The following is a 24,232-nucleotide window of genomic DNA, read 5'->3' as shown; positions in this document are numbered from 1 at the left end:
AGTTGCAATTCAATTTTTCAGCTTTAAGCGAAGGGAGTGCTCTGTGAGCTACTTTAAGGAGTTACACGAAGAGCTTCAACATTATCTTGAGCAACAGCAGGTTGAAAAGTGTCATCAGGCCTATCTGGTTGCCGAAAAAGCGCATCATGGGCAGATGCGCCGATCGGGTGAACCTTATATTACCCATCCAGTAGCCGCTGCGCTGATACTCGCCCGCATGCGCCTCGACTATCAAACTATTATGGCAACCCTGTTGCATGATGTGGTCGAGGATACCTCCATCAGCAAGGAAGAGTTAAGCCAGTTGTTTGGTGAGGAAGTCACTGCCCTGGTAGATGGTGTCACCAAATTGACTAAAATAAAGTTTGAGTCCCGAGCGGAAGCCCAGGCTGAAAATTTTAGAAAGATGGTTCTGGCTATGGTGAAGGACATTCGCGTCATCATTGTCAAGTTGGCTGATCGCTATCACAACATGAAGACTCTTGGGGCGATGCCTTCGTCCAAGCGTCGACGCATTGCAATTGAAACCCTTGAAATTTATGCGCCTATTGCTAATCGGCTGGGGATGCATGCTATTTATGTGGGTCTGGAAGATTTAGGCTTTCAGGCGCTCTATCCCATGCGATTTCGCGCAATCAAATCAGCCGTTGAGAAGTCACGGGGCAATCGCCGTGAGCTCACACAAAAAATAGAACATGACCTGGAAGAAGCCCTCCAGCAATTAAATATTCCTTACGAGCATGTATTCGGCCGTCAAAAACATTTATACAGTATTTATCGAAAGATGCGCCAGAAAAAGGCCTCTTTTACTGAAATCACCGATGTGTTCGCTTTTCGTGTAATCACCGAAGATATAGATGCCTGCTATCGTGTAATGGGGGCATTGCACCGCACCTACAAACCTGTTCCGCAGCGATTCAAGGATTATATAGGTATTCCCAAAGCCAACGGCTATCAGTCCTTACATACTACTTTGTTCGGCCCCTTTGGTGTTCCACTGGAGGTACAAATCCGTACACGCGATATGGATAAAGTGGCAGAAAACGGGGTGGCGGCGCACTGGATTTATAAATCCGCTGGTTTGGAAGTAAATGAAGCACAGCTTCGTGCCCGAGAATGGGTACAGCGTTTATTGGAAATGCAGCGAAGCACCGGAAGCTCTCTCGAGTTTATTGAAAACGTTAAAATTGATTTGTTCCCGGATGAGGTTTATGTATTTACCCCTAAAGGGCATATCATGGAGCTTCCCAAAGGAGCCACTCCGGTTGATTTCGCTTATACAGTACATTCTGGTGTCGGTAATAGTTGCGTGGCTGCCAAGGTCAATCGCCGTCTGGTGCCTTTAAGCATTCCTTTGACGAATGGGCAGACGGTAGAAATTATCACTGCTCCCGGGGCTCACCCCAATCCAGCCTGGCTTAATTTTGTGGTTACCGGAAAAGCCAGAAGCAATATTCGCCACTTTCTTAAAAGCCAGCAGCATAATGAATCGATTGTAATGGGGAAACGCTTATTGGAACAGGCACTTGCGGAATTATCTTCCGATTATGCCAAAGTACCACCCGAATCCCTGCAGGCGATACTCCATGATTTAAATTATAAATCCGCTGAGGAATTACTTTATGCTATTGGGATTGGCAACCAAATGCCAATGGTTATTGCAAAACGTCTGGTGGTTCGCCCGGAGCCTGCCGAGCTCGATAAAAATGGTAAAAGCCGTCCCCTGGCCATTAAGGGAACCGAGGGTATGGTGGTGCATTTTGCCGAATGCTGCCAGCCTATTCCAGGGGATAGCATTGTCGGGCGCTTTCAGCAGGGACGGGGAATTATCGTGCATGCCAGCGATTGCCCGCTGATTCATCATGTCCGCAGCCCTGAGCAGTTCATTGCGTTACGTTGGGATGAGCAGGTTGAAGGTGAGTTCTGGGTGGATATAACCGTTGAAGTGGCCAACCAGCGAGGTGTTCTCGCCGCCTTGGCAACGGCGATTGCCGAAGCGGAGTCCAATATTGGAAATATTAATGTGGATCCTCGCGATGGACGCCACAATGCCGTTACTTTTTCAATCAGTGTGCGTGACAGAACGCATTTGGCGCGTGTGATGAGAAGACTTCGTTCCAACAATGTCGTCATGCGCCTTTATCGAAAAAAACAAGGGGAATGAGATGCAACCAATTCATAGTGAACAAGCTCCGGCTGCTATTGGAACTTATAGTCAGGCTATCCGCTGCGGCGATACAGTTTATCTTTCCGGTCAAATCCCATTGGATCCCGCGACCGGTGTTTTATGTAGTGATGAAATCCGACTGCAAATAGATCAGGTATTAAATAATTTAACCGCCGTTTGTCAGGCATCAGGCGGCAGCTTGGCTAATATTGTCAAGTTGAATGTTTATCTGACCGACTTAAATCATTTTCCTCTGGTAAATGAAGCAATGAGCCGCTTTTTTGTCGAGCCTTATCCTGCTCGCGCTGCCATTGGCGTGTCAGCATTGCCGCGTGGCTCGCAGGTCGAAATGGATGGCATTATGGTACTTGATAAGTCTGTTACGGGATAGTTTGCAGTGGATAATAATCAGTACGCCCAAACCGGGCGTCGGATGTTTATTATCACTTGGCTCCTCCTTTTTGCTTTGCTGTTTATATTTTTTTATTTCCATAGCCAATCCGACAAAGGCCGTGTTGAAAGCCATCCAGGCAAAGTGATCATTAAGGCAGATGCGCAGGGCCATTATCGTATCGATGGCGCTATTGATGGCCAACCTGTCCATTTTATCATTGATACAGGGGCTACACTGTTAGCGATACCAGAAAAAGTTGCGCGGGATTTAAATTTAATCGGGCGCTATCCAATCCGTATGCAAACCGCAAAAGGAACCGTTGAAGGCTCGCTGACAAGGGTAAATAAACTCTCTTTCGGCAATTTTACCTTACATAATGTGAAAGCCGTGATTATTTTAGGTGCTGAAGATGACATGCTGTTAATGGGTATGAACGTTCTTTCGCATTTTAGCCTGACGCAAACTAATAAGACATTAGTGATTAAGAAATCCGATGAGCAGTAGGCATTTCCGCACTGCACTGATTATAAAACGAGAAATACATGAGTATTGTGACATTAAACAAGGTCATCTTAAATGTAGGCGGCAACAGATTGCTTGATGAAGCCGATTGGCAAATCCAGCCGCAGGATCGTGTTGCCCTGGTGGGGCGGAATGGGGCCGGCAAATCCTCCTTGCTGCGCTTATTGCAAGGTGAGATGCTGCCTGACAGTGGCCAGATAAACCGTCTAAGCGGTCTTAGAGTTGCGGGATTAACTCAGGAAGTTCCTGTGCACGATAATGAAACAGTGTATCATTTTCTGGTGAAAAGTCTGGGTGAAACGGGTGAGGTGTTAGCCGAATTCTACCATTTGTCTCAAGGTGAGGATTTATCTGCTTTAGCTCGTTGCCAACAGCAAATGGACAATTTGCATGCCTGGGATCTATTGCCTCGGGTAGATACAATGGCTTCGCGTCTGGGTATTGATCCTTCCTCAAGAATGGACAAATTGTCTGGAGGGATGAAAAGGCGGGCATTGCTTGCAGCGGCGCTGATTGCCAATCCTGATCTACTGCTACTGGACGAACCGACCAACCATCTGGACGTAGAAGCTATTGAATGGTTGGAATCCTATCTAAAAACCTATCAGGGAGCGGTTTTACTCGTGACTCACGATCGTGAGTTTCTTAGTGCTGTATCCAATCGTATTGTTGAAATCGATCGCGGTAAACTCTACACCCATGAATGTGATTACGAAACCTATCTTGACCGGCGTGAGGCAATGCGGGTGACCGAGCAGCGTCATAATGAATTATTCGATAAGCGTTTAGCGGAAGAAGAAGCCTGGATCCGTACTGGCATTAAGGCCAGGCGTACTCGCAATGAAGGCCGGGTTCGTGCTTTGAAAGCCATGCGGGAACAGTATAAAGCGCGCCGAAACCAGCAAGGTAAAGTCAAAGGCATTAATCTTGAGATTGCTCATTCGGGGAATGTGGTCATTGAGGCAGAAAAGCTTAATTATCAGATAGGGGGTAAAACGATTCTTCGCGATTTCTCGCTGCTGCTTTCCCGCGGGGATAAATTGGGTATTATTGGACCTAATGGCTGTGGTAAAACTACACTTGTTCGTCTGCTTCTTGGTGAATTGACCCCCGATTCAGGCCTGGTGAAACAGGGCACATCGCTGGCGGTAGCCTATTTTGATCAGCTTAGAAGGCAATTGGACGAGCAACAGACCGTGATGGCAAACGTTGCAGATGGGGCGGATCACGTCAGCATCAATGGCAAGCAAAAACATGTTGCCAGTTATCTGAAGGATTTTTTGTTCCCCTCGGAGCGCTTTAACCAGCCTGTTTCCAGTTTGTCCGGAGGCGAAAGAAACCGTTTGTTATTGGCGAAATTACTGGCTAAACCGGTCAATTTTCTGGTTATGGATGAACCAACTAATGATCTTGATATAGAAACCATGGAACTTCTTGAAACCATGCTGATAGATTACCCTGGAACCTTAATTTTGATCAGCCATGATCGCGCATTTATCAATCAGGTGGTGACCAGTGTGCTGGTATGGGAAGGGGAAGGACAGTTTAACGAGTATGTGGGTGGATACGATGATTACCAGATGCAGAAGAAAGCCCAAAGACAGTCTCCCTCCGCAGCTTCAACAGCCAGGACTTCGCCAAAACGGACCAACACTTCGAGTAAGCTAAGTTTTAATGAGCAACGTGAACTTTCGCAATTGCCGCAGCAGATAGAAACGCTGGAGGCAAAAGTTGCTGAAGCGCAGTTAAAAATGACAGAAGCTGATTTTTACCAACAGGATGCACAGGCGATTGCCTTATTCGGCCAGCAGTTACAGGCAGATGAAGCGGAGCTCACGAGATTATATTCTCGATGGGAGGAGTTGGAGGGTTAGCACTACCGGCTACGTGCTGCGGGCTTGTCCGAGGGATCCAGGAATGCTTGTAAGCGCTCTGAATTTGAATCGGCCAGTGAGATTAAATTGCGCTATGTAGCGGGTAGGCCTGTGTGATGCAATCTATCCTTGATAAGCTAACCACATCAGAGTTATAGTTTGATTAATATCAATTTTCCTCGTAATTGGAGAAATGCACTGTGTTGCTAACCTTGGCGCTGGTTGTGTTTTGCTCGGCAATAATCGTCTTCTTTGCGGAGGAGTTTGGCGGCGTCGCTAAGAAAATTTTCGCAATTCCTGGTGTTAAACTGATTCTGCCTTTGTTAATTGCTTCATCCATCGTAGCGCTTTATGAAGATTGGATTGTATGGATATTGCTAATCAATAAGTATGCATTTCATAGCGCTATGAGTTCTATTGCATCTTTATTTCCTTTTGAGCAGTTCGCGGCTGAAACGGTGCAGATTTTGTTTTTACTCATCTTAACTCTTGTACCTCCTTTCATTTTTATCACTTTGCGCAAGCGTAAAACAATACTTCCCTTTCCTTACACCTGGTTGATTTGTCTGCTGCTCTGGCTATTTTTCAGTATTTTATTCACGGTCAAATAATTTTACTTAAATTATTTTTTAGATTTCATTTCAAACGCTTATAAGCCTCCTATAATTTATTTAGACAAGCTCAGTTCACTTTGAGGGGCTATGAAAATTTCAGGCAGGCTTTTACAAAAAGCAGTCGAGGCAAAAATCATCGATGAAAACCAGGCCAATCGTTTACTGGAATTTATCAAGATAGAATCCGCACACGAACCCCATTTTGATTTCACTAATGTCCTTTATTACCTGGGCGGCTTAATCGCCATTGGGGCAATGACCATATTTATGAACGTCAGCTGGGAACATTACGGCGGCATGGGCATATTTTATGTTTCACTGCTCTATGCCGTAGTCGGTCTGGGTTTAGCCCATATGCTCGCACAAAAGGAGTTTCCGATACCCGCGGGCATTTGTGCAACCTTCGTTGTAGCCTTAACCCCGCTGGCAATTTATGGGCTGCAGAAAGGCATGGGATGGTGGCCTGATGACAGTGTATATAATGAATTTCATGACCGGATTCAATGGCATTGGATTTATATGGAAGCAGGCACATTAATTGTGGGGATTATCATGGCCTGGCTCTACCGCTATCCTTTTATGATTATGCCCATTGCCGTAACACTTTGGTATCTCTCGATGGATGTGGCTGCATTGATTGTTGATCCGCATTCTATGGATTTTGAGTTCAGAGCGATTATTTCCATGTATTTTGGACTGGTGATTGTTTTAATTGCTTTTTGGGTGGATGTTCGTTCGCGGCATTCAGCGGATTACGCATTCTGGCTTTATATCTTTGGTGTCATTGCCTTTTGGGGAGGGCTCACCTGCCAGAGCTCCGACAGCGAGCTGTCGAAATTTTTCTATCTCTGTATTAATTTAGTGATGATCATAATTGGCGTCGTTCTAAACCGTAAGGTATTTGTTATTTTCGGCGGCATCGGTGTGGCTTTTTATCTTGGACATCTGGCATCGAATGTGTTTAAAGACAGCCTGGGATTTCCTGCGGCTTTGGCTTGTATTGGTCTCCTGATTATCTACTTGGGTACCTTATGGCATAAAAACGAAGATAAATTACGAATAAAACTCCAGTCCCTGCTCCCGAAACCTTTGCAGGAACTATTGCAGGCAAGGGATTGTGGGTAATGCACGCCAGTTTCTTCGTATTACGACGACGCCTTCTTCCTTAGAGCGCCGGGCATAGGAAATCTATACCCTTGTTCAGCATTTAAAATGTAAAGACAGGTAGGGCCCAGCAACTGAAAAATTACTTTGTACATGTTTTACACTAGATGTGGATAACGACCCCGAATCTAAAGCAATTACATTGGTATTTGTTTCATAAGCTGATAAGGGATTAAAGTAAACAGCCCCCATATAACCGAGCTCAACGCTAAGCTCATGGCCCTTTTGCAGAATATGGCTATAACTTAATCCAATTTTTGCATCAAGCTCTGGAACAAGTTGAGTCACACTGGAACTGGATAGCTGCTCACTATTAACAGCAATTCCTACTAATGCTAAATCAGAAGAAATTGCCTTAAATTTATATTGTGCAGGTTGCATGTTACCGATTAAAAGGCTACTCGCGAACTGACCTATAAAATGAATACCTTGATGGATATAATAGTCATTCGCTAATCCTAATCGTGGGCCTACACCGATATAAGTTGAAGTATTATTTAAAGAAAAATTGACTTTTGATCCCCCATAAAAATTAGAAACTAATTTTTCTTTAATCCTGGTGCTACTCAAACCTGTAAAGAAGCGAGTTTGTAAGTTTGAGCCCAAGTTAACAAATTTGCCAACATCTAAATTCACAGCATTATAATTGAAAGTTAATTTAGCTTTTGCACTATTTAAGGAAGCAACACCGGTGATTTCACCGCCAGTTGGAGGAGTACCTGTTTGAGAAAACGGCGATATCCATTGCGATACAGGATTGACATTGACAGCATCTTTATAATTAGTGCTTAATGAAAACCAATTTAATTGAAGGTCTGTGCCTGAGTTTGCAAAAATATAGCGTGCTCCTGCTTGAAATCCTGCTCGATAATCAGGATCAAACGATTTTATTTGCCATTGAGGGGTGGGAATAGGCAGAACAGTTGTGACCGCTCCCCATCCTAAATTTCCAGCCTGAGGTTGCAAAATAAGTGCACTTAAGGATAGATCAAAACCCGGTTTTAAATTTGGGATAAATACATTAAAGAGGTTATCCGTAGTGCCCATAGCGCCTGCAAAGCTCGTGCTATTAAAGCATTGCAGAGCCGCTACTAGAAACGTTTTTATAAAGACTTTATCCATAATGTATTTTTTTTCAGATAGTTAAATGATTTGCGGAAAAGAATAGCTAAATAACTCAGCTTATGCAATAAGGTATTGATTTGTTTTTCCGTAAGAAACAAGCTGTCATTTTGAGTTGCTTAATATAAACCTCGTGGCTAAAATGTCCAAAAAATGAGTGGTCATCTGTAGGAGAGTTCATGTTTTTTCGGAACGTTTTTAGTCTATTTCAATCTTCTCCACGAGGGTACAATCCTGTTCACGATGATATTGAAAGTCCGGATATAAAACCTGAATCACAACCTGCTGCTGCAGAACAACAAACTTTGCAAATACGAATTGATCAATTAAAACAATTTAAAGCAGAAATTGAGGAAATAGAGAGTGAATATAATAAATCCTTCTTCAGGTGGAAAGTGTCAACTGTATTGGTCAGTATTGGCTTGACTGCGGCATTGGGAGGAGGAATTGGTCGCTTAAAGCATAAGTTTTTTAATCCTTACTGGGAACAAAAAGACCTTTTATATAGGCAAAGATTCGAATTCATGACACAAGATGATGATGGATGCACGTCTGCTTCTTTTGGGTGCGCAGGTTACTATCCGAACTTTCTTCATTTTAATTCCAATTCCTTGGCTAACTGCACTCAAGCAGGTTATTCATCTCTGGAAAATTTAGTATGCTCGGACCTGTACATTCAGACATGTTTAAATATTATGGATACAATGTGTAACATTTTAAACTCAACTAACTTTCAATATGTGGATGATGAGACAAACAGACATAATTTAGAAACGACTTTAAACCAGTTGATCGCAGCTTGTTATCTGACACCATTGATTGGTCTTTTAATGGTGGGCTTAATAGACTGGTTTAAAGACAAAAAGCGAGAAGACCTTGTTCCTGTCTCAGCATTGCAAAAAGAAAAACTACAAGAGTACATTAGCCAAATCGGCAGCGATATTCATCTTAATATAAGCAAAAAATGGTTTGGTAATGAATATATTAATAGCGCAGAATTACATTCTCAAATTGATCGAGAAATCACTTTAGCTAACGCCAGACTGCTTGTAAATAACATCGATCAGGATAAGAACAATCGAGCAAGCTTTTTTCAGCCGGATAAGGATGAGGAGCAAACAGGTATTAACCTCACTGACGAAGCGGTTTATTCAGTTTGAGGGCACTGACCGCTACTGAGAACAAGCCCTGTCATTCTGTGCAGCATTGTTGTGTGGATAGAACCAAGCAACCTAAGCTGTCGTCTTTGCGAACGAAGTAAAGCAATCCAGATCAAGCTTTGAGCAGGGTTATGGGCTGGATTGCTTCGCTGAGGCTCGCAAAGACGAACTTATGCACACCTGTTTTCATTTGCGCAACAACGCCTTTTCGCGGAGCCGGAAATCTATCCATGATTCACGGAAACTAATCTTCCTCTAATATTTTAGCGGAAGCATTTTTTTTCATCACAATAATACTGATTCGCCGATTTTTGGGATTTAGCGGATTTTTTTTATCGAGAAGAACAGTCGAGGCGTAGCCTGTAACCCGCATTACTTTATCCTCCTGCAATCCCGATTTCAGCAGGGCTCGTCTTGCGGTATTGGCGCGTTGAGTTGAAAGCTCCCAGTTGGTTTGCTCCAGGTCTTCAGGATTGTGATAGGGGTGGGCGTCGGTATGCCCCTGGATGGTCACTTTATTGGGAACAGAGTTAAGCAAAACGGCGATTTTCGCAAGGATTTGTGCCATCGCTGGATCAATCTCATCACTGCCTAATCCAAACATAGGCTTATCGTCATTATCAATTAATTGTATCCGCAGGCCCTCCGAGGTCACATCCATTAACATGCGATCCTTTAATTCAGTGAGAGCAGGATCATTTTCGATGCTTAGCATGATGTTGGATTGCAGCTCCTTCAACTGCTTCATTTCTTCCTGTTTGAGATTACCGGCGGTGGATTGCTGACCTGACTTGGCAGGTTGATTGTTACCCGAAACCTGGCCATCTTTCTTCTCTAAATTATCACCGCCGCCTTTTACGGTTATCTCTCGTGAACCCATGCTATCGCCGCTTATAAGCGATATCTTCAAGGGTTGCTTAAAATATTCGGACAAACCATCCTTCTGGGCCTTGTTCAGTGATGCCAGTAGCCACATTAGCAGAAAAAAGGCCATCATCGCGGTAACGAAATCGGCATAGGCAATTTTCCAGGATCCCCCATGATGCCCATGACTATGCCCATGACGTTTTTTTATAATAATGGGTGGGTTTTCTTCTTTGTTAGCCATTTGGATAATTTTTCCGAATTTAAGCTGTTTTAGGAGTTTTAATTTCCTCGCTCAACTCATTAAATGACGGCCTGTCATTATTGAATAGAACCTTTCGCCCAAACTCCAGTGAAATAATAGGGGGGTTATTATGCAGACTTGCCAGAATGATTACTTTGATGCAATTCAGCATAATTTGCGTCTGATTGGCGCGCTGCTCCATAGCTTGCGCTACAGGACCAATAAAACCATAGCCCAGCAATATACCGAGAAAAGTACCTACCAGCGCCTGCGCGACCAGAACGCCTAGCTGTGCAGGGGGAAGGTTGATCGATTCCATTGTGTGCACAACGCCAAGCACGGCGGCGACAATACCAAAAGCGGGCATGCCATCGGCGAGCTTGGTAATCGCATTCACCGGGATCATTTCTTCCTGATGATGAGACTCTATTTCAGCATCCATCAGTGATTCAAGTTGGAAAGGCTGCAGGTTGGAAGTGATTATCAATCGGAAATAATCACAGATAAAACTGACGACATGATGTTTGGCTGTAATCTTTGGATAATTACTAAAGATTGCACTGTTCTGTGGATCATCAATATCCGCCTCGAGCGACATCAGGCCTTCCTGCCGCGCTTTATTGAGCAGCGCATACATCAATCCCAATAAATCCATATACACGGCTTTAGGTGCTTTCTGACCTTTAAAAGCGGCAGGAAGTGCTTTCCCAATCGATTTCAAAACCGCCGGGCTGCTTCCTACAATCAACGACCCAATCGCAGCTCCTGCGATGATCAATAATTCAATCGGCTGAAAAATCGCCTTTAAATGACCGCCAGCCAACGCGAAACCGCCAAAAACACTTGCCAGAATAACCAGATATCCAACTAAAATCAGCATAAATTTCCTTATTTCAGGTAATCGTATACCACTTTCCCGTAGGGTAATACCAAATCACTCAGAATATGTACTGCACTCACGACTTTCTTTACCGGCAATAAAGCAATAGGTGCAAGGGCATGATGGAAAAGCTCCAGCTGAGCCGGTCCTGACCATGCACCCTTGATCACCACGTCTTGCAGTTCATATTCGACGAGCTCACAAATTCGAGTGGTGCCATCCACATGAGGAACAAGTTTCAGCAAATAGTTAGGGCTGACCATTGAACTGTGAATTTTCTTATGGTCAAGGCTTTCGTATTTATAACCCATAGTGGCCGTTGCGATACGTGTGGTTTCATAGTCAAGAATTCCCATCAGCGTTTCCTGGACTACGTACAGTTTGGGATTAGCCAGTTTCTTTGGAAAGCCCCAGATTTCCCGTCCAGCGGCGATTGGCGGCAGATCATCAAGATACATGGCATGGGTGTATCCTCCTGTCCTGCCTTTGAAGCTAACCGGAATGACTTGTCCCGATTCAGTATAATCTCCAAAACCTGTGGAGTCAGGCATGCGGATAACTTCAAATTTAACCAGAGGTTCGGTTACCTCAAGAGGGGCGGGAACTACTTCCCTTAACAGGTCAATATCCGTTTCATAGGTAATGATCAAATATTCTCGATTATTAAATCGATAGGGCCCACGCGGATAGGCTGGGCTCGCTAAAGGCATTGCAAAGGCCTTGTCTCTTACTTCAGATTCCTTCATGTTAAACTCCTTTTATTCTAAGGGCTTATTCCATAAACCAACCATGACTGACTACAATGGATTGACCGGTCAGTGCGTTTGTTTCAAATGCCGCAAGGAAAAGAGCCGTATTGGCAACGTCATCAACAGTTGTAAATTCTCCATCGACCGTTTCTTTCAGCATGACATTTTTAATCACATCCTGCTCGCTGATTCCCAATTCTTTGGCTTGTTCCGGAATTTGTTTATCCACCAGCGGTGTTCTGACGAAGCCTGGGCAGATGACATTAGAGCGGACACGATAGGCAGCGCCTTCTTTAGCCACGACCTTGCATAAACCTAAGAGGCCATGCTTGGCAGTCACGTAAGGTGCTTTTAATTTGGAGGCTTCTTTGGAATGAACCGAACCCATGTAAATTACACTGCCGCCTTCACCTGAAGCATACATGTGTCTCAGGCAGGCGCGGGTGGTTAAAAACGCGCCGTCCAAGTGAATGGCCAGCATTTTTTTCCAATTGGCCAATGATAATTTATCCACTGATTCAATAATCTGAATACCGGCATTGCTTACCAGAATGTGAATCTTGCCAAATTTTTTGACAACTGATTCTATCCCCTCATCGACTTGCTGCTCATTCGTCACATCCATTGCGACTGCCATTGCTTCGCCGCCTTTAGACTTTATTTCGCTAACGACCTGCTCTGCCTGATCGAGATTTAAATCGGCGATGACAACTTTTGCGCCTTCACTTGCATAAAGCAGTGCGATTTCTTTTCCAATGCCGCTGGCGGCCCCGGTAACAACAGCAACTTTATTCTGAAGTTTCATAACACAATCCTTGTAAAATGGTCTGTGAAGAAGTATAGCAGTAATTTGAATTAGCGCATCCATTCAATAACTTAATTTATTGCCTGGGTTGTAGCGGTGCAATGCTTGTGTTAAAACCAAACATGGATTGAATGATTGATTGGGGAGAACAAATGGACTGGATGATATTTTTGGAACACCTCAATGAGGATCAGGCGTATCTATATATGATAATCCGTGCAGTATTGCTTTTTCTAATCAGCACAATCGCTTTGCGCTACGGAAATCGGCGTTTTAATCTGCAAACCTCGTTTGATTATCTGCTCTTAATCATTCTAGGGGGATTAATCAGCCGGGGGATTAATGGATCGGCCACTTTACTGTCGACTTTGATAGCGACATTTACCCTAATGCTGTTACATCGGATTATCGCAATGCTCACTTTAAATTTTGAAACCTGTGAACATGTTCTGAAAGGACGCTGTTATTTATTATTTGATCAAGGTGAGTTTCTAATGGATACGATGAACAGACTTCATATCACAGAAAATGATTTGATAGCAGAAATGCGGCGTCAGTTAAACACCGAGAATTTTGCCAGCATTGAAAAAGCTTATCTGGAAAGAACCGGCTCTATTAGTTTTGTATGCAGAAACTCGGTTGACTCAAAGAATTAAACAGCAGCGGTGAAATCAGGTATTAAATATTACTATAAGTATTTAATACCTGTTTCCACTAGCGAAGATAGTCAGACAGCTATATTAGTAATAATAATAACGATTATAGTAATAGCGTCGATCCTGTTCACGGCCTATGTGATGTCCTACCAGAGCGCCCGCACCTGCTCCAATGGCAGTTCCCCAGGCGTCTCCACCTGAAACGGCATAACCGATACCTGCTCCCGCAGCGGCTCCGGTTGCGGTTCCAACTTCAGTGTTAGTACAGGCTGTCATAAAGGAAGAAGCTCCCGCAAACACTAGAATGGGTAAGGTTTTTTTCATGATGTTTCCTCATCTTTTTAGATTCCTTCTTTATCATAATAGCTCAATTTTAACCATTTTGATTAAAATTTAACTTTTGCGCTAATTGAAGAAATCTTGAGAAAAACTAATTCCACCAGTAGTATTGGCAAGATTATTCCTAAAAAAATGAGGATATTATGTTTCGAGGTAGTATAGTTGCTTTGACCACTCCCTTGCTGGACGACAAGGTCGATATAAAAGCTCTGCGCGAACTGGTTGAATTTCATATTGCCGCAGGAACTCATGCCATTGTTGCAGCAGGCACGACCGGAGAGTCGGGAACCTTAAACAAAGAGGAAAAACATCTGGTAATTAAAACGGTAATTGAGCAGGCGCGCGAGCGCATTCCGGTTATTGCCGGTACCGCTGCCAATGCCACTCGAGAATGTATTGAATTGACACGCATGGCAATGGAGTGCGGCGCTCATGCTGCGCTCATCATGACGCCGGCCTATATCAAACCGACCCAGGAGGGTCTGTATCAACACTATCGCCATGTGGCTGAGAATGTCGCCATTCCTATCATTCTTTATAATGTTCCCGGACGTACGGCCTGCGATCTTTTGCCTGAAACAGTAGCCAGACTGGATAAAATATCGAACATCATCGGTATTAAAGAAGCCACTGGACAAATGACTCGTTTGCAGCAGATTCTTCGTTTGTGCGAATCTCGCATGGATGTATACAGCGGAGATGACGAAACCGGTGCGCGCTGGATGCTGGCTGGTGCCAAAGGGGTTATTTCAGTAACTGCCAATGTGGCTCCGCGATTAATGGCTAAAATGTGTGATGCTGCTTTTGATGAAGATCAGGCAGCTTGCCTTCGCTATAATGATCAGCTGATGCCCTTACATAAATTATTATTCTGTGAAGCGAATCCAATTCCTGCTAAATGGGCTTTAAGCAAGATGAATTTGCTAAAAAATGAATTGCGCCTGCCATTGACTCCTCTGTCTGAAAGTTATCACGAAGAGCTGGAAAAAGTTTTGCAGGAACTTCAGTTAATTTAAAATGAAGTGATGGTGTGTGTTACTTTTAAGTATCAAACAGGCTAAACTAATCGCTGGCTCAAAAAATGTCGGCCATTTTTGTGAAACATGTAACCACTATCCCGATATTTGTGTTCATTGATTGTTCGCAGGTCAGGAAAAGTGAAAGTTACCAAATTGTTGTTTTTTCTTTAAGTTAATGGGGATAGTTGTGAAAAAATGCTTTATAGTTATGGTAATAATGGTGCTGCTTTCTTCTTGCTCACGCTATGCCAGTAATGGTGAAAGTTTGTATTTAAGGAGTCAAAATGGACCATCACTTAACGTACCATCGCCCCTGACCAGTGATAATATCAGTCATTTTTATGATTTGCCTGATCAAAAACAAAATGCAGTAGTCAGTATTGTTCCGCCAATTGACGCAGGTGCACAAGCAGGCTAACAGAGAGGGTTGACGAAATGTCCAGTGAATCTAGCGAATTAACAGTGATCCAAGAGCTATCCAGGCGTATGGTGGAAGCACAGCGTAAAATTCGTATCCTGGACAGTATCAAATGGGATGACACGATTAAAAGGGAATTTTTTGAAAATAAAGCCCGAAAATTGCCTTTAGTTGATAAAACCTATTACGATAACAAGCCGCTCCCCTTCGATGTGCAGGAAAAAAAAGAAGAGTTCCGGCTAATCCTGCGAGACGCGAATAATAGCCTGGGTCAATATTCTCCAGTAACCCGACTAATCAAAAGACAGTGTGAAGAATACAGTCGGGCGGTCGAGATGCTGGCGGTGCGTGGCACCCCTGCTTTCAGTGAAATTGCGATGGAGTTATACGGCAGCCCCAATGATGTGTTTTATTCAGGCGGGCCGCGTCTGTCTGAACTGGGTACTCTACTGTTTGATGTGTTAACAGCTCTGGATGTTCAATTGCAATCCGATGCGGACTTAAAGCGTCATACACCATTCCAGGCTCAGCAAATTCTGGAAGCCCGTTTAGGCTCTTATTTTGACCAGCATCCCGGTAAAGTGACAGTGATTGTCAGTGACGATATGGTAGCCGACGCGTCAGCGGGCGCAGACAATATCAAATTAAGCCAGCATGCCATGTTCAGCGATCGGGATTTGAAATATCTTGAGGTGCATGAAGGCTGGGTGCATGTCGGGACAACCCTGAATGGTTCCATGCAGCCTTATTGTTCTTTCCTGTCCAAAGGATCTCCTTCCAGTTCGGTGATTCAGGAAGGGCTGGCAGTCATTACTGAAATTGTGACGTTCTCCTCATACCCTGGACGGGTACGCAAGATTACCAATCGAGTAATCGCATTGGATAAAGTGCGTCAGGGTGCTGATTTTCTTGATATTTATCGTTATTTTCTTGAGTGTGGACTGACAGAAGAGGATAGTTATAATCATGCTGTGCGTGTTTTTCGCGGCAGTACACCCACTGGCGGGCCATTTACCAAGGATTTATCTTATTCCAAAGGCTTTGTCCTTATTTATAATTTTATCCGTTTTGCTATTAGCCAACAGCGGGTTGACGCAATTCCACTGTTATTTTGCGGCAAACTGGTTTTGGATGATATTCCTCTGCTGAGGGATTTGCGCAGTCATGAACTTTTAGCCCCTCCTGTCTATCTGCCGCCGCCTTTCCGTGATTTGGCCGCTTTAAGCGCCTGGATGAGCTTTTCTTTGTTCCTCAATAAATTCAGTCTGGCGGAGATTTCCAAGGGATTTAGCTTCTTGCTGGGCTAATAATTATCAGGAGATTACTATGGGATTATTAGTGAATGGGCAGTGGCAGGATCAATGGTATGACACGAGCAAAAGTAAAGGGGAGTTCAAGCGTGAGAATGTTAAATTTCATCAGGTGATTAGTCCTGATCCAAAGGCTGAGTTTCCCGCCGAGGCGAAGAGATATCATTTATACGTATCCTTAGCTTGTCCCTGGGCTCATCGAACACTGATTTTCAGGAAGTTAAAAAAACTCGAATCCCTGATTGATGTGTCCATAGTCCATCCACATATGTTGGAGAATGGCTGGGAATTCAAAAGCGGGCTGGGCGCCACCGGTGACCGCTTATATAATTTCAAATTTCTTCATCAACTCTATACCAAGGCTGTTCCAGATTATACAGGCCGGGTTACAGTGCCCATACTTTGGGATACTCAAAAAGAGACCATCGTTTCCAATGAATCGGCAGAGATCATCCGTCAATTTAACAGCAGCTTTAATGCGCTGACAGGGGATACGCAGGATTTTTATCCTCAAGCCTTACGCGCGGATATTGATCAAATCAATGAGCGCATTTACCACACAGTCAATAATGGGGTATATCGCTGTGGCTTTGCCACTTCGCAGGATGCTTATGAGCAGGCATTTCTCGAGTTATTTGATACACTTGATTTTTTAGAGTCGCATTTATCAGACAAAGACTATCTGGTGGGTGAACAATTAACAGAAGCCGATTGGCGGTTATTTACAACGCTGATTCGTTTTGATGCCGTTTATTTTGGGCATTTTAAAACCAACCGTCAGCGAATTATGGATTATCCTCATTTATTTGCCTATCTTAAGCGCTTGTATCATTACCCTGGAATTGCCGAAACGGTAAATTTTGAACATATCAAGCAACATTATTATTTCAGTCATCGCATGATTAATCCGACGCAGATTGTGCCTGAAGGCCCGCTTCTTTATCTGGATTAATTCGTAAGTTCTATGTTTTAATAAGCATCATTTTTATTGAGAGAAGAGAAATGACCTTCGTAATTACTGAAAGCTGTATCAAGTGCAAGTACACAGATTGTGTTGAAGTTTGTCCTGTGGATTGTTTTTATGAGGGCCCCAATTTTCTTGTGATTAATCCTGATGAATGCATCGATTGCGCGTTATGCGAGCCGGAATGTCCTGTGGAGGCCATTAAGTCTGAAGATGACCTGGCGGATGAAGAAAAAGAGTTCAAGGAATTGAATGCCGAGCTATCCAAAAAGTGGCCTAATATTACGGTCAAAAAGGATGGTCCTCCGGACGCAAAGGATTGGGAAGATGTGAAAGATAAGCTCAAGTATTTACAAAAAGACTGGTGAGCGCTATTTCGATTAACAGCGATCCCATTGCTCATTGTCGGCGGCTTTTTAGTGAAAATGGCAGATTAACGACTGCCATTCCCGGCTTTGTCGCAAGAACTGCGCAAATAGATCTGGCCGTTGCTATTGCAGAAAGTATCGAAAAAAGCTCGATACTGATTGCTGAGGCGGGTACTGGAACAGGTAAAACCTTTGCCTATCTGGTTCCCTGTCTGTTAAGCGGTAAAAAAACACTGATTTCCACAGCCACCAAAACACTGCAGGATCAATTATATCAAAAAGATTTGCCTAATCTGATTAAAGCCTTGGGCTTGTCACTGCAGATTCAGAACTTAAAGGGAAGAGCCAACTATATATGCCGGCATCGAACCGAATTGCATGCACAGGAAGGGCGTTTTTCACATCCGCAGGCGGTACATGATTTAATCTTTATCCGCGAAAAGCTGCCCTTACTGCAGTCTGGCGAAAGGTCTGAATTACCAGAAATTAACGAAGATGCCGCCGTGTGGCCCTATGCGACATCGACAGCGGATAATTGTCTGGGCAGTGAATGCGAATACTATAAAGACTGCTTTTTAGTAAAAGCCAGAAAAAAAGCATTGGATGCGGATCTGGTGGTGATCAACCATCACTTGTTTTTTGCTGATTCTCAACTGAAAGAAGAGGGCTTTGGCGAGCTGCTTCCCGGGGTAGAGGTGGTCGTTTTTGATGAAGCACATCAGCTCGCTGAAATAGCCGCTTTGTTTAATAGCGAGCGATTTAGTACCAGACAATTAATTGATGCCGCTAATGAGTTGATGCTTGAATGGCCGGTTCTGGATCTCCCCAATCAGCCTTTTAAGGAACTAACTATTGAACTGGATAAAACAATTGATCAATTGCTCTTAGCCATTGCCAGGGAAGACGAAAAAATGCCTTGGGAACAGGTTATCAGGCAGTCGCTCTTTAAAAAATCCTGGGATACTCTGCTCACTATCCTGGATGATTTTATTTCGGCGATTGAAAAGTCTGGCAGTCAGGAGCAGAAAGGGATCGGCAATTGTTTGATGCGATTAAAAGAATCTAAGTCACTCATTCTGCGTATCAGTGATAGCAGCCAGCCATTTATTCGCTGGATTGAACGATTTAAACACAGCCTCACCTGCCATGCGACTCCTTTTGAAGTGGCTAAGTCGTTTAAGAAATTAATCAGCCGGCAACAGGCAGCCTATATTTTTACTTCGGCGACCTTAACGCTGGAATCTTCGTTTAACTGTTTTCTTAAACCCTTGGGATTGGAAAATGCTCAAACAATGATTTTACCCAGCCCATTTAACTATCAGGAACAGGCTTTATTGTATTTACCCAGGGATTTGCCGGATCCAAAGCATAACCGTTATTATGAGTCTTTGCTGGAAAAAGCATTGCCTGTTATTAATGCTTGCAAAGGCCGCTGCTTCTTTCTGTTTACCAGTCATCGCGCGCTGAAAATGGTTGCTCAGTTGCTTGGCAATACATTAAACTACCCACTGCTTATTCAGGGAGACGAGGCCAAACCGATCCTATTAGCCCGTTTTCGTCAATTGGGCAATGCTGTGCTCTTAGGTACCGCCACCTTTTGGGAGGGTGTTGATGTGAAGGGCAGTGCATTATCCTGTGTTATCATTGATAAATTGCCTTTTGCCAGCCCTACGGATCCGGTTATTCGCGGCAAGATGGCCTACTTGAAATCACAGGGCTTGTCCGGTTTTGATGAGCTTTCGCTTCCCAATGCGGTACTGGCTTTGAAGCAGGGCGTGGGAAGGTTAATCCGTGATATTGATGATCGAGGCGTGTTAATGATAGCTGATCCTCGTCTCACTGGCAGAGAATATGGCAGGCAGATATTTTCCAGTTTGCCCAGTCTTCGTAAAACTCGCGATGAGCAAACCGTATTACGTTTTATTAAACAGTTGGCATTAGATGAAGAAATTATTGAGCATTGATACCTCCACTACCCATGCGTTTGTAGCTCTCAGTATCAATGGAAGTGACGCAGTTATCGAACAAAGCGTTCAGCGAAAACACGCTCAGACTCTGCTGCCAATGATTCAGCAATTGCTTGCTGAGCATGAATCCAGCCTTAATCAGTTAGATGGCATTGTGTTTGGACAGGGGCCAGGAAGCTTTACCGGCTTAAGAATTGCCTGCGCAGTAGCCAAAGCTCTGGCTTATGCTCATGATCTTTCTTTATTTCCGGTAAGCAGTCTTCAGGCTATTGCGTGGAATGTACGTCATTCTGCAGTGCCTGACAGCCAATGCCCGGTTCTAGCGATGATTGATGCCAGAATGCAGCAGGTTTATTGGGGTTTTTTTAAGGATGAGTCGGCAACAGAGGAGCAGGTTTCTGATCCTGGTGAAATCTATCTGAACTCTGAAAGCCCAGTTGTTATCGCGGGTATTGGCTTTGAATCCTATTTATCCCTTATGCCAGAAGCCACTCGTAAAAATATTGGCAGGCAGATTGAAACCTACCCTGATGCCTTGTCAATGATTCATCTGGTTCAGGCAGGGAAGATTAACCCAGTGGATGTCGCCGCAGCCGCCCCAGTTTATATCCGCAACAAGATTACTCAGTAAGGAGTCTCGATGGATAAACGTTTGCTTGAAATTCTGGTTTGTCCCTTATGCAAGGGCAAACTGATTTTAAAAGACGAGGAGTTAATTTGCGCTTTTGATCGAATTGCCTATCCTGTTCGCGGAGATATTCCGGTCATGCTCGAGCAGGAAGGGCGGTTAATCCCCCTGGAAGAAAAGGAGCAGTTGTGAATCCTGATTATCATGTCATTATTCCCGCACGCTATAGCTCCTCAAGACTTGCGGGTAAATTAATGCTGGAATTGGCTGGTAAAACGATTATTCAGAGAGTATATGAGCAGGTGCTTCTGGCACAGCCTCGTTCTGTTATTATCGCGACAGATCATGAACTGATTGCCGATCATGCGTCTGGTTTCGGGGCTCGAGTGATGATGACGGATAATACTCATCCAACGGGTACCGATCGACTTGCCGAGGTAGTTAAAAAAAATAATTATCAGCCTCAGGATATCATTGTGAATGTGCAGGGGGATGAACCCTTTATTCATCCTGAGCTGATAAAACAGGTTGCCGCCAGCCTGCAACAGGCTGAAACGCCAATGGCGACTCTTTGCTGGCCGATAGAAACCAGACAGCAATTAAATAACCCCAATGTGGTGAAAGTCGTTCGCGATCAATTTAATAACGCCTTGTACTTTTCGAGAAGCGCTATTCCTTTCAATAGGGATAATCAGGATTCATTGGAGCATATGTTCCGCCATATTGGCTTATATGCCTATCGCGCTTCCTTTATTCTTGATTATGTCAAATGGGAGCCTGCTCCTCTGGAAGTGACAGAGTCACTAGAACAATTACGCGTTTTGTGGGCAGGTCATAAAATTCGCATAGAACAGGCTTGTGTACAACCCAGACAGGATATCAATACCCCGGAAGATTTCGATGCGGCCTGTTTAATGCTTCATGCTAAAGGGGAGTCAGAGCTTTCCTAAGCTTGAGATGCTTCGGCGGCAGCCATTCTTGCTAACTGACTGAGCAATCAGCGCAGGGATGTATAAGAAATATCTCAGGTCTTCATCTTGACCGTGTGAAACTTGTAATATTCTTAAAAATTTCACGACAAAAAATTATCTTAATAATTAAGTAGATAGATTAATTCTGAATTTAAAAAATACAGAGAGGAAATGTCAAGACTGGCGATTGAAAAAAAAAGGCGATACAATGCACTCCCGCAAAATAGATCAACCCACTCAGATTTGTGGATAAGTTTTTTAATTTTCTTCATCACGCACTTTTTTAGTTCTTCAACCAACTAGTAAACCCTTGTTAATGAAGCATTTTGCGCCTTTTATACGAAAAAGTCCTGAAGTTTTTATCCACAAAATCTGTGGATAACATTGTGTATAGCCTGTCAGATTGCCCCCAGGTGAAGGATAAACGGCGATGTGCAGACATCTCTCAATTTGTATTGCTGTTTAATCTTATGCCGCTGGTGCTGACATGAGCTCACTGGACATTTCATTACCCAGGGCAACCAGATTTTTCTCAGTCACAGAAGCTCCGGGAGTCGCATAAAAGAATTGGTGCTTATTATCTCGTTTTGCAAAGTAATCATAGGTACCAATTGCAGTAGTTTGTAGTGGCCTGAGCACATAGGTTCTGATCCATTGCGTGAAATAGTGACGTTTGCCGTCAGAATAATGTTCCATCTTGTCATTATGAAGGTGGTCATTTACATGTTTTATTAAAGCCTCCCTGTATTGCGTATGATTCGTCAGATGAGGGTTGATGTTGATGTAGTGATTATTTTCTTTAATAAAAAGTAAGCGAATATTGAGTAACTTCATGATACGGCGATCAACTTTGTCATACAGGATGTTCTCCTCATCACTGAATTCTTTCTTGTCAAGACACAAGTCCGGACTTTGTATGATATCAGCCAGTATAGATTGCACCTCTTCGTTACAAAAATCCTGTATTTTAGGGCTGTATTTTTGCAAAAGACGAATAATCTCTTTACCCAGGGCATTAATGATTTTAATGGAAGCCTGGTAAGTAGGATGCTCCAGACGTTGCTGGATAATTTTCGCCTGACGCTCCAGAGAATTTCTATATTGGATATCATAATACAGTTCATCGCGATGCGACTGGAGATTGCCAAGCCAGGCTCGTAATTCTGAACCCCTTGTTGTTTCCAGCTCCCTCCAATGCTTATCCAAACTCATCTTCTGTCGGGCCATTGCCGGATAATGCTGTTCGAGCAATGGTTGACAGGGGTTAGTATTAGTGAATTGGGTGTAACCGGCATGAGGTGCATAATATGCCTTATAAAGCTGCTGAAGCTCCGGTTGCCATTTGTTCTTAATCAGCTGTTTTACAGCACTTATTTCTTTCTCCAATTTATTTGCAGTGTACTCTGCTTGCATTCTTAGCGCATAAAGCGGTTGCTGCTGCTGCAAAATTTTTTCGCAAAATGAACGGGCTTCTGAAAGTTCGAAATCCACCGTGACTTTATCTTTGATTAATAGTAGGGCATCATTCGCTGCTTGAATACTTTGACTAAGCTTACGAAAAACCAGTTTCTTTTCAGATTCGTATTCCAGGGTGAGTTTCTGTTTGAACATCGAGTGTCCAGGTCGGTACTGCTCCACCAGTCTCTCAACATTTTGAAGTGCCTGTATACAGATTTCCTGCTGCCCGTGAATAGATTGCAATCGTTCTAATGCAGACAGCGATGGAACTAACTGACTGCATTGCTGCTGATAGGCTGCCAGAATGGCATCGACTTGATTTGACCATTCATTCAACAGAGGCCGCTTTGTCCTGGCTTGAGCAATGATCGGTTTTTCGCTGTCTTCACTGCTAAAAAGTCTAAGCCGCTCATTCAGATCTGTAGAAAACTCACTGAGTTCTGCGGGTAATTTCAGGGCATAAGCTTTGATCATTTGTTCATTTTGTTCAGTGAGTTGGTTTAGCATGTCAAATTCCTTGATAGCGTGAAGGGGAAAGGCAGCAATTTTAGTGTTCAGATGATGCAGCGCGACTATTTGCTTTTTTAAAGTGGCCCAGGATTCCGGGCCTTGCCAGTAAAACAGATTGGCAATCAATTCACTGGTGTTTTGAGAGGCCGCTGTTTTCATAAACCAGCTCTTTACTCCAAGATGAGCATAAACTGAGCGTTCTAATGTCTTGATCGTTTCTCTATTCAAACCGGTAGTTTTGTCTTTAAGTAAGGGAAAGGTATCATTCAGGAAAGTGATTAGATCTTTGGTAAGTTTGAGGCTGTACGGATCTTTTTTATTTCCTATCCTGAGAATAAAAATGCCTAGAAAAAATTTCTCCAACTGTTTTTGAAGCGCTTCGGCTGCCAAATCTTTATGAACCTGCAGTTCCTCAATGTTATTGGTAGCAGGGAATACCTGTGCGAATCGCTGCTCTATTGCATTGTGCAGGCTAGTACGCTTGCTTGTCAGTTTCTGTAATTGCAAAACGGCTTCAGTGATCTCTTTGACGAGAGAATGATGGTAGGCCTGATGATCAATTCGGTTTCGATAATGCATCATAATTTGTGCAATGAGAGTATTAGCTTTGACTGTCTTGTTCTGAAAAGCAGTGACGTACTGATTTAAACGGAATTCTTTGTCTGCCAGCCTTAAGACATCATCTTTCAGCTTAAGATTCTTATGTATTTTTGCCAGAGAGTGGAACTGCTTCATTAATTCATCAATTTCAGCAGATTGGCTGCAGTTTTCCTCTGCTTCAGCCGAGAGGATAATGACTTGTCTTGGTTTTTTTGAGTTGTTTTTACGCATTTAGAAGCTCAAGACTCATTCAAGTAAAATCAAATTACCATCCGATTCTTAAGAAAATATTAAAGAAATGTAACTAAAGTGTAAATTTACGGCTGCCATTAATTTAAGGAGAGATGCATTTAAATGTAGGTTGAGCCCTTGGCCAAATGGCGCTGCCTTAAGACTTTACCTACGTCTCGTAAGAGCCTACGTAACCCGCTTTATGCGGGGTATCATAACAATGGTAGTGAGTTT

Annotated in this window: 24 protein-coding genes; 17 read left to right on the top strand and 7 right to left on the bottom strand. The window is 43.5% G+C overall.

Going from position 1 to position 24,232, the window contains the following annotated elements:
* Nucleotides 1-43: 43 nt before the first annotated feature.
* The 6 genes from spoT (at nt 44) to DYH61_RS11175 (ending at nt 6,696) form a co-directional block, all read left to right on the top strand.
* Nucleotides 44-2,164, top strand: a complete 2,121-nt coding sequence (spoT, locus tag DYH61_RS11200; protein WP_058507615.1) for a bifunctional GTP diphosphokinase/guanosine-3',5'-bis pyrophosphate 3'-pyrophosphohydrolase — start codon at nt 44-46, stop codon at nt 2,162-2,164.
* Nucleotide 2,165: 1 nt separating this feature from the next.
* The gene (locus DYH61_RS11195) at nt 2,166-2,558 is read left to right on the top strand and encodes a RidA family protein (protein WP_058507614.1); all 393 of its coding nucleotides are present in this window, start codon (nt 2,166-2,168) and stop codon (nt 2,556-2,558) included.
* Between the two features lie 6 nt (nt 2,559-2,564).
* On the top strand, nt 2,565-3,065 hold the full coding sequence (locus tag DYH61_RS11190; RefSeq protein WP_058507613.1) for a retropepsin-like aspartic protease family protein: 501 nt from the start codon (nt 2,565-2,567) through the stop codon (nt 3,063-3,065).
* Between the two features lie 38 nt (nt 3,066-3,103).
* On the top strand, nt 3,104-4,957 hold the full coding sequence (locus DYH61_RS11185; RefSeq protein WP_058507612.1) for an ATP-binding cassette domain-containing protein: 1,854 nt from the start codon (nt 3,104-3,106) through the stop codon (nt 4,955-4,957).
* 200 nt (nt 4,958-5,157) lie between these two features.
* Nucleotides 5,158-5,568 carry a hypothetical protein gene (locus DYH61_RS11180; RefSeq protein WP_058507611.1) on the top strand — a complete coding sequence of 137 codons (411 nt, stop codon included), beginning with the start codon at nt 5,158-5,160 and terminating at the stop codon, nt 5,566-5,568.
* A gap of 90 nt (nt 5,569-5,658) precedes the next feature.
* Nucleotides 5,659-6,696, top strand: a complete 1,038-nt coding sequence (locus DYH61_RS11175; protein WP_058507610.1) for a hypothetical protein — start codon at nt 5,659-5,661, stop codon at nt 6,694-6,696.
* A gap of 75 nt (nt 6,697-6,771) precedes the next feature.
* Here DYH61_RS11175 and DYH61_RS11170 read toward each other — a convergent pair whose 3' ends face one another.
* The gene (locus tag DYH61_RS11170; protein ID WP_058507609.1) at nt 6,772-7,857 is read right to left on the bottom strand and encodes an Lpg1974 family pore-forming outer membrane protein; all 1,086 of its coding nucleotides are present in this window, start codon (nt 7,855-7,857) and stop codon (nt 6,772-6,774) included.
* A gap of 179 nt (nt 7,858-8,036) precedes the next feature.
* Between DYH61_RS11170 and DYH61_RS11165 the strand changes: the two genes are divergently transcribed.
* Nucleotides 8,037-9,017 (top strand): hypothetical protein, encoded by a 981-nt coding sequence (locus DYH61_RS11165; protein ID WP_058507608.1) that lies wholly within the window; start codon nt 8,037-8,039, stop codon nt 9,015-9,017.
* A gap of 244 nt (nt 9,018-9,261) precedes the next feature.
* Here the strand turns inward: DYH61_RS11165 and motB are convergent, their stop codons facing one another.
* The 4 genes from motB to DYH61_RS11145 are packed head-to-tail and all read right to left on the bottom strand — an operon-like array spanning nt 9,262 to nt 12,559.
* A complete protein-coding gene (gene motB, locus DYH61_RS11160; RefSeq protein WP_058507607.1) occupies nt 9,262-10,125 on the bottom strand; it encodes a flagellar motor protein MotB in 864 nt (287 codons plus the stop codon).
* A 19-nt stretch (nt 10,126-10,144) separates the two neighbouring features.
* Entirely contained in the window at nt 10,145-11,005 is an 861-nt protein-coding gene (gene motA, locus DYH61_RS11155) for a flagellar motor stator protein MotA (protein WP_058507606.1), read from the bottom strand.
* Between the two features lie 8 nt (nt 11,006-11,013).
* A complete protein-coding gene (locus DYH61_RS11150; RefSeq protein ID WP_058507605.1) occupies nt 11,014-11,751 on the bottom strand; it encodes an acetoacetate decarboxylase in 738 nt (245 codons plus the stop codon).
* A 25-nt stretch (nt 11,752-11,776) separates the two neighbouring features.
* Nucleotides 11,777-12,559 (bottom strand): 3-hydroxybutyrate dehydrogenase, encoded by a 783-nt coding sequence (locus DYH61_RS11145; protein ID WP_058507604.1) that lies wholly within the window; start codon nt 12,557-12,559, stop codon nt 11,777-11,779.
* Between the two features lie 152 nt (nt 12,560-12,711).
* On the opposite strand from DYH61_RS11145, the gene DYH61_RS11140 reads away from it, so the two are divergent.
* The gene (locus tag DYH61_RS11140) at nt 12,712-13,215 is read left to right on the top strand and encodes a DUF421 domain-containing protein (protein ID WP_160037266.1); all 504 of its coding nucleotides are present in this window, start codon (nt 12,712-12,714) and stop codon (nt 13,213-13,215) included.
* 84 nt (nt 13,216-13,299) lie between these two features.
* Here the strand turns inward: DYH61_RS11140 and DYH61_RS11135 are convergent, their stop codons facing one another.
* Complete coding sequence (locus DYH61_RS11135) at nt 13,300-13,539, bottom strand: glycine zipper domain-containing protein (protein ID WP_058507602.1); 240 nt, start codon at nt 13,537-13,539, stop codon at nt 13,300-13,302.
* Between the two features lie 158 nt (nt 13,540-13,697).
* On the opposite strand from DYH61_RS11135, the gene dapA reads away from it, so the two are divergent.
* The 9 genes from dapA (at nt 13,698) to kdsB (ending at nt 21,178) form a co-directional block, all read left to right on the top strand.
* A complete protein-coding gene (gene dapA, locus DYH61_RS11130; protein ID WP_058507601.1) occupies nt 13,698-14,570 on the top strand; it encodes a 4-hydroxy-tetrahydrodipicolinate synthase in 873 nt (290 codons plus the stop codon).
* A 190-nt stretch (nt 14,571-14,760) separates the two neighbouring features.
* Complete coding sequence (locus tag DYH61_RS11125) at nt 14,761-14,991, top strand: hypothetical protein (protein ID WP_407927356.1); 231 nt, start codon at nt 14,761-14,763, stop codon at nt 14,989-14,991.
* A 17-nt stretch (nt 14,992-15,008) separates the two neighbouring features.
* Nucleotides 15,009-16,298 (top strand): flavohemoglobin expression-modulating QEGLA motif protein, encoded by a 1,290-nt coding sequence (locus tag DYH61_RS11120; RefSeq protein WP_058507599.1) that lies wholly within the window; start codon nt 15,009-15,011, stop codon nt 16,296-16,298.
* A 19-nt stretch (nt 16,299-16,317) separates the two neighbouring features.
* Entirely contained in the window at nt 16,318-17,253 is a 936-nt protein-coding gene (locus DYH61_RS11115) for a glutathione S-transferase family protein (protein ID WP_058507598.1), read from the top strand.
* 50 nt (nt 17,254-17,303) lie between these two features.
* Nucleotides 17,304-17,633 (top strand): ferredoxin FdxA, encoded by a 330-nt coding sequence (gene fdxA / locus DYH61_RS11110; protein ID WP_058507597.1) that lies wholly within the window; start codon nt 17,304-17,306, stop codon nt 17,631-17,633.
* On the top strand, nt 17,630-19,597 hold the full coding sequence (locus DYH61_RS11105) for a DNA repair helicase YoaA (protein ID WP_407927355.1): 1,968 nt from the start codon (nt 17,630-17,632) through the stop codon (nt 19,595-19,597). Before fdxA ends, DYH61_RS11105 begins: the two co-directional genes overlap by 4 nt.
* Nucleotides 19,575-20,231: a tRNA (adenosine(37)-N6)-threonylcarbamoyltransferase complex dimerization subunit type 1 TsaB gene (tsaB, locus tag DYH61_RS11100; RefSeq protein ID WP_058507596.1), complete on the top strand. Its 657-nt coding sequence runs from the start codon at nt 19,575-19,577 to the stop codon at nt 20,229-20,231. The genes DYH61_RS11105 and tsaB overlap by 23 nt, the downstream gene beginning before the upstream one ends.
* Before the next feature lie 9 nt (nt 20,232-20,240).
* Nucleotides 20,241-20,420, top strand: a complete 180-nt coding sequence (locus tag DYH61_RS11095; protein WP_058507595.1) for a Trm112 family protein — start codon at nt 20,241-20,243, stop codon at nt 20,418-20,420.
* Complete coding sequence (gene kdsB, locus DYH61_RS11090) at nt 20,417-21,178, top strand: 3-deoxy-manno-octulosonate cytidylyltransferase (protein WP_058507594.1); 762 nt, start codon at nt 20,417-20,419, stop codon at nt 21,176-21,178. Before DYH61_RS11095 ends, kdsB begins: the two co-directional genes overlap by 4 nt.
* Nucleotides 21,179-21,667: 489 nt before the next feature.
* On the opposite strand, the gene DYH61_RS11085 is transcribed toward kdsB, so the two are convergent.
* On the bottom strand, nt 21,668-23,998 hold the full coding sequence (locus DYH61_RS11085) for a hypothetical protein (protein ID WP_058507593.1): 2,331 nt from the start codon (nt 23,996-23,998) through the stop codon (nt 21,668-21,670).
* Nucleotides 23,999-24,232 lie beyond the last annotated feature (234 nt).

Origin of the sequence: Legionella quinlivanii (genome assembly GCF_900461555.1) — a bacterium.
Classification (GTDB): Bacteria; Pseudomonadota; Gammaproteobacteria; order Legionellales; family Legionellaceae; genus Legionella_C; species Legionella_C quinlivanii.
Note: the sequence above shows the minus strand (reverse complement) of the source record. Positions and strands in the feature narration are given on the sequence as shown.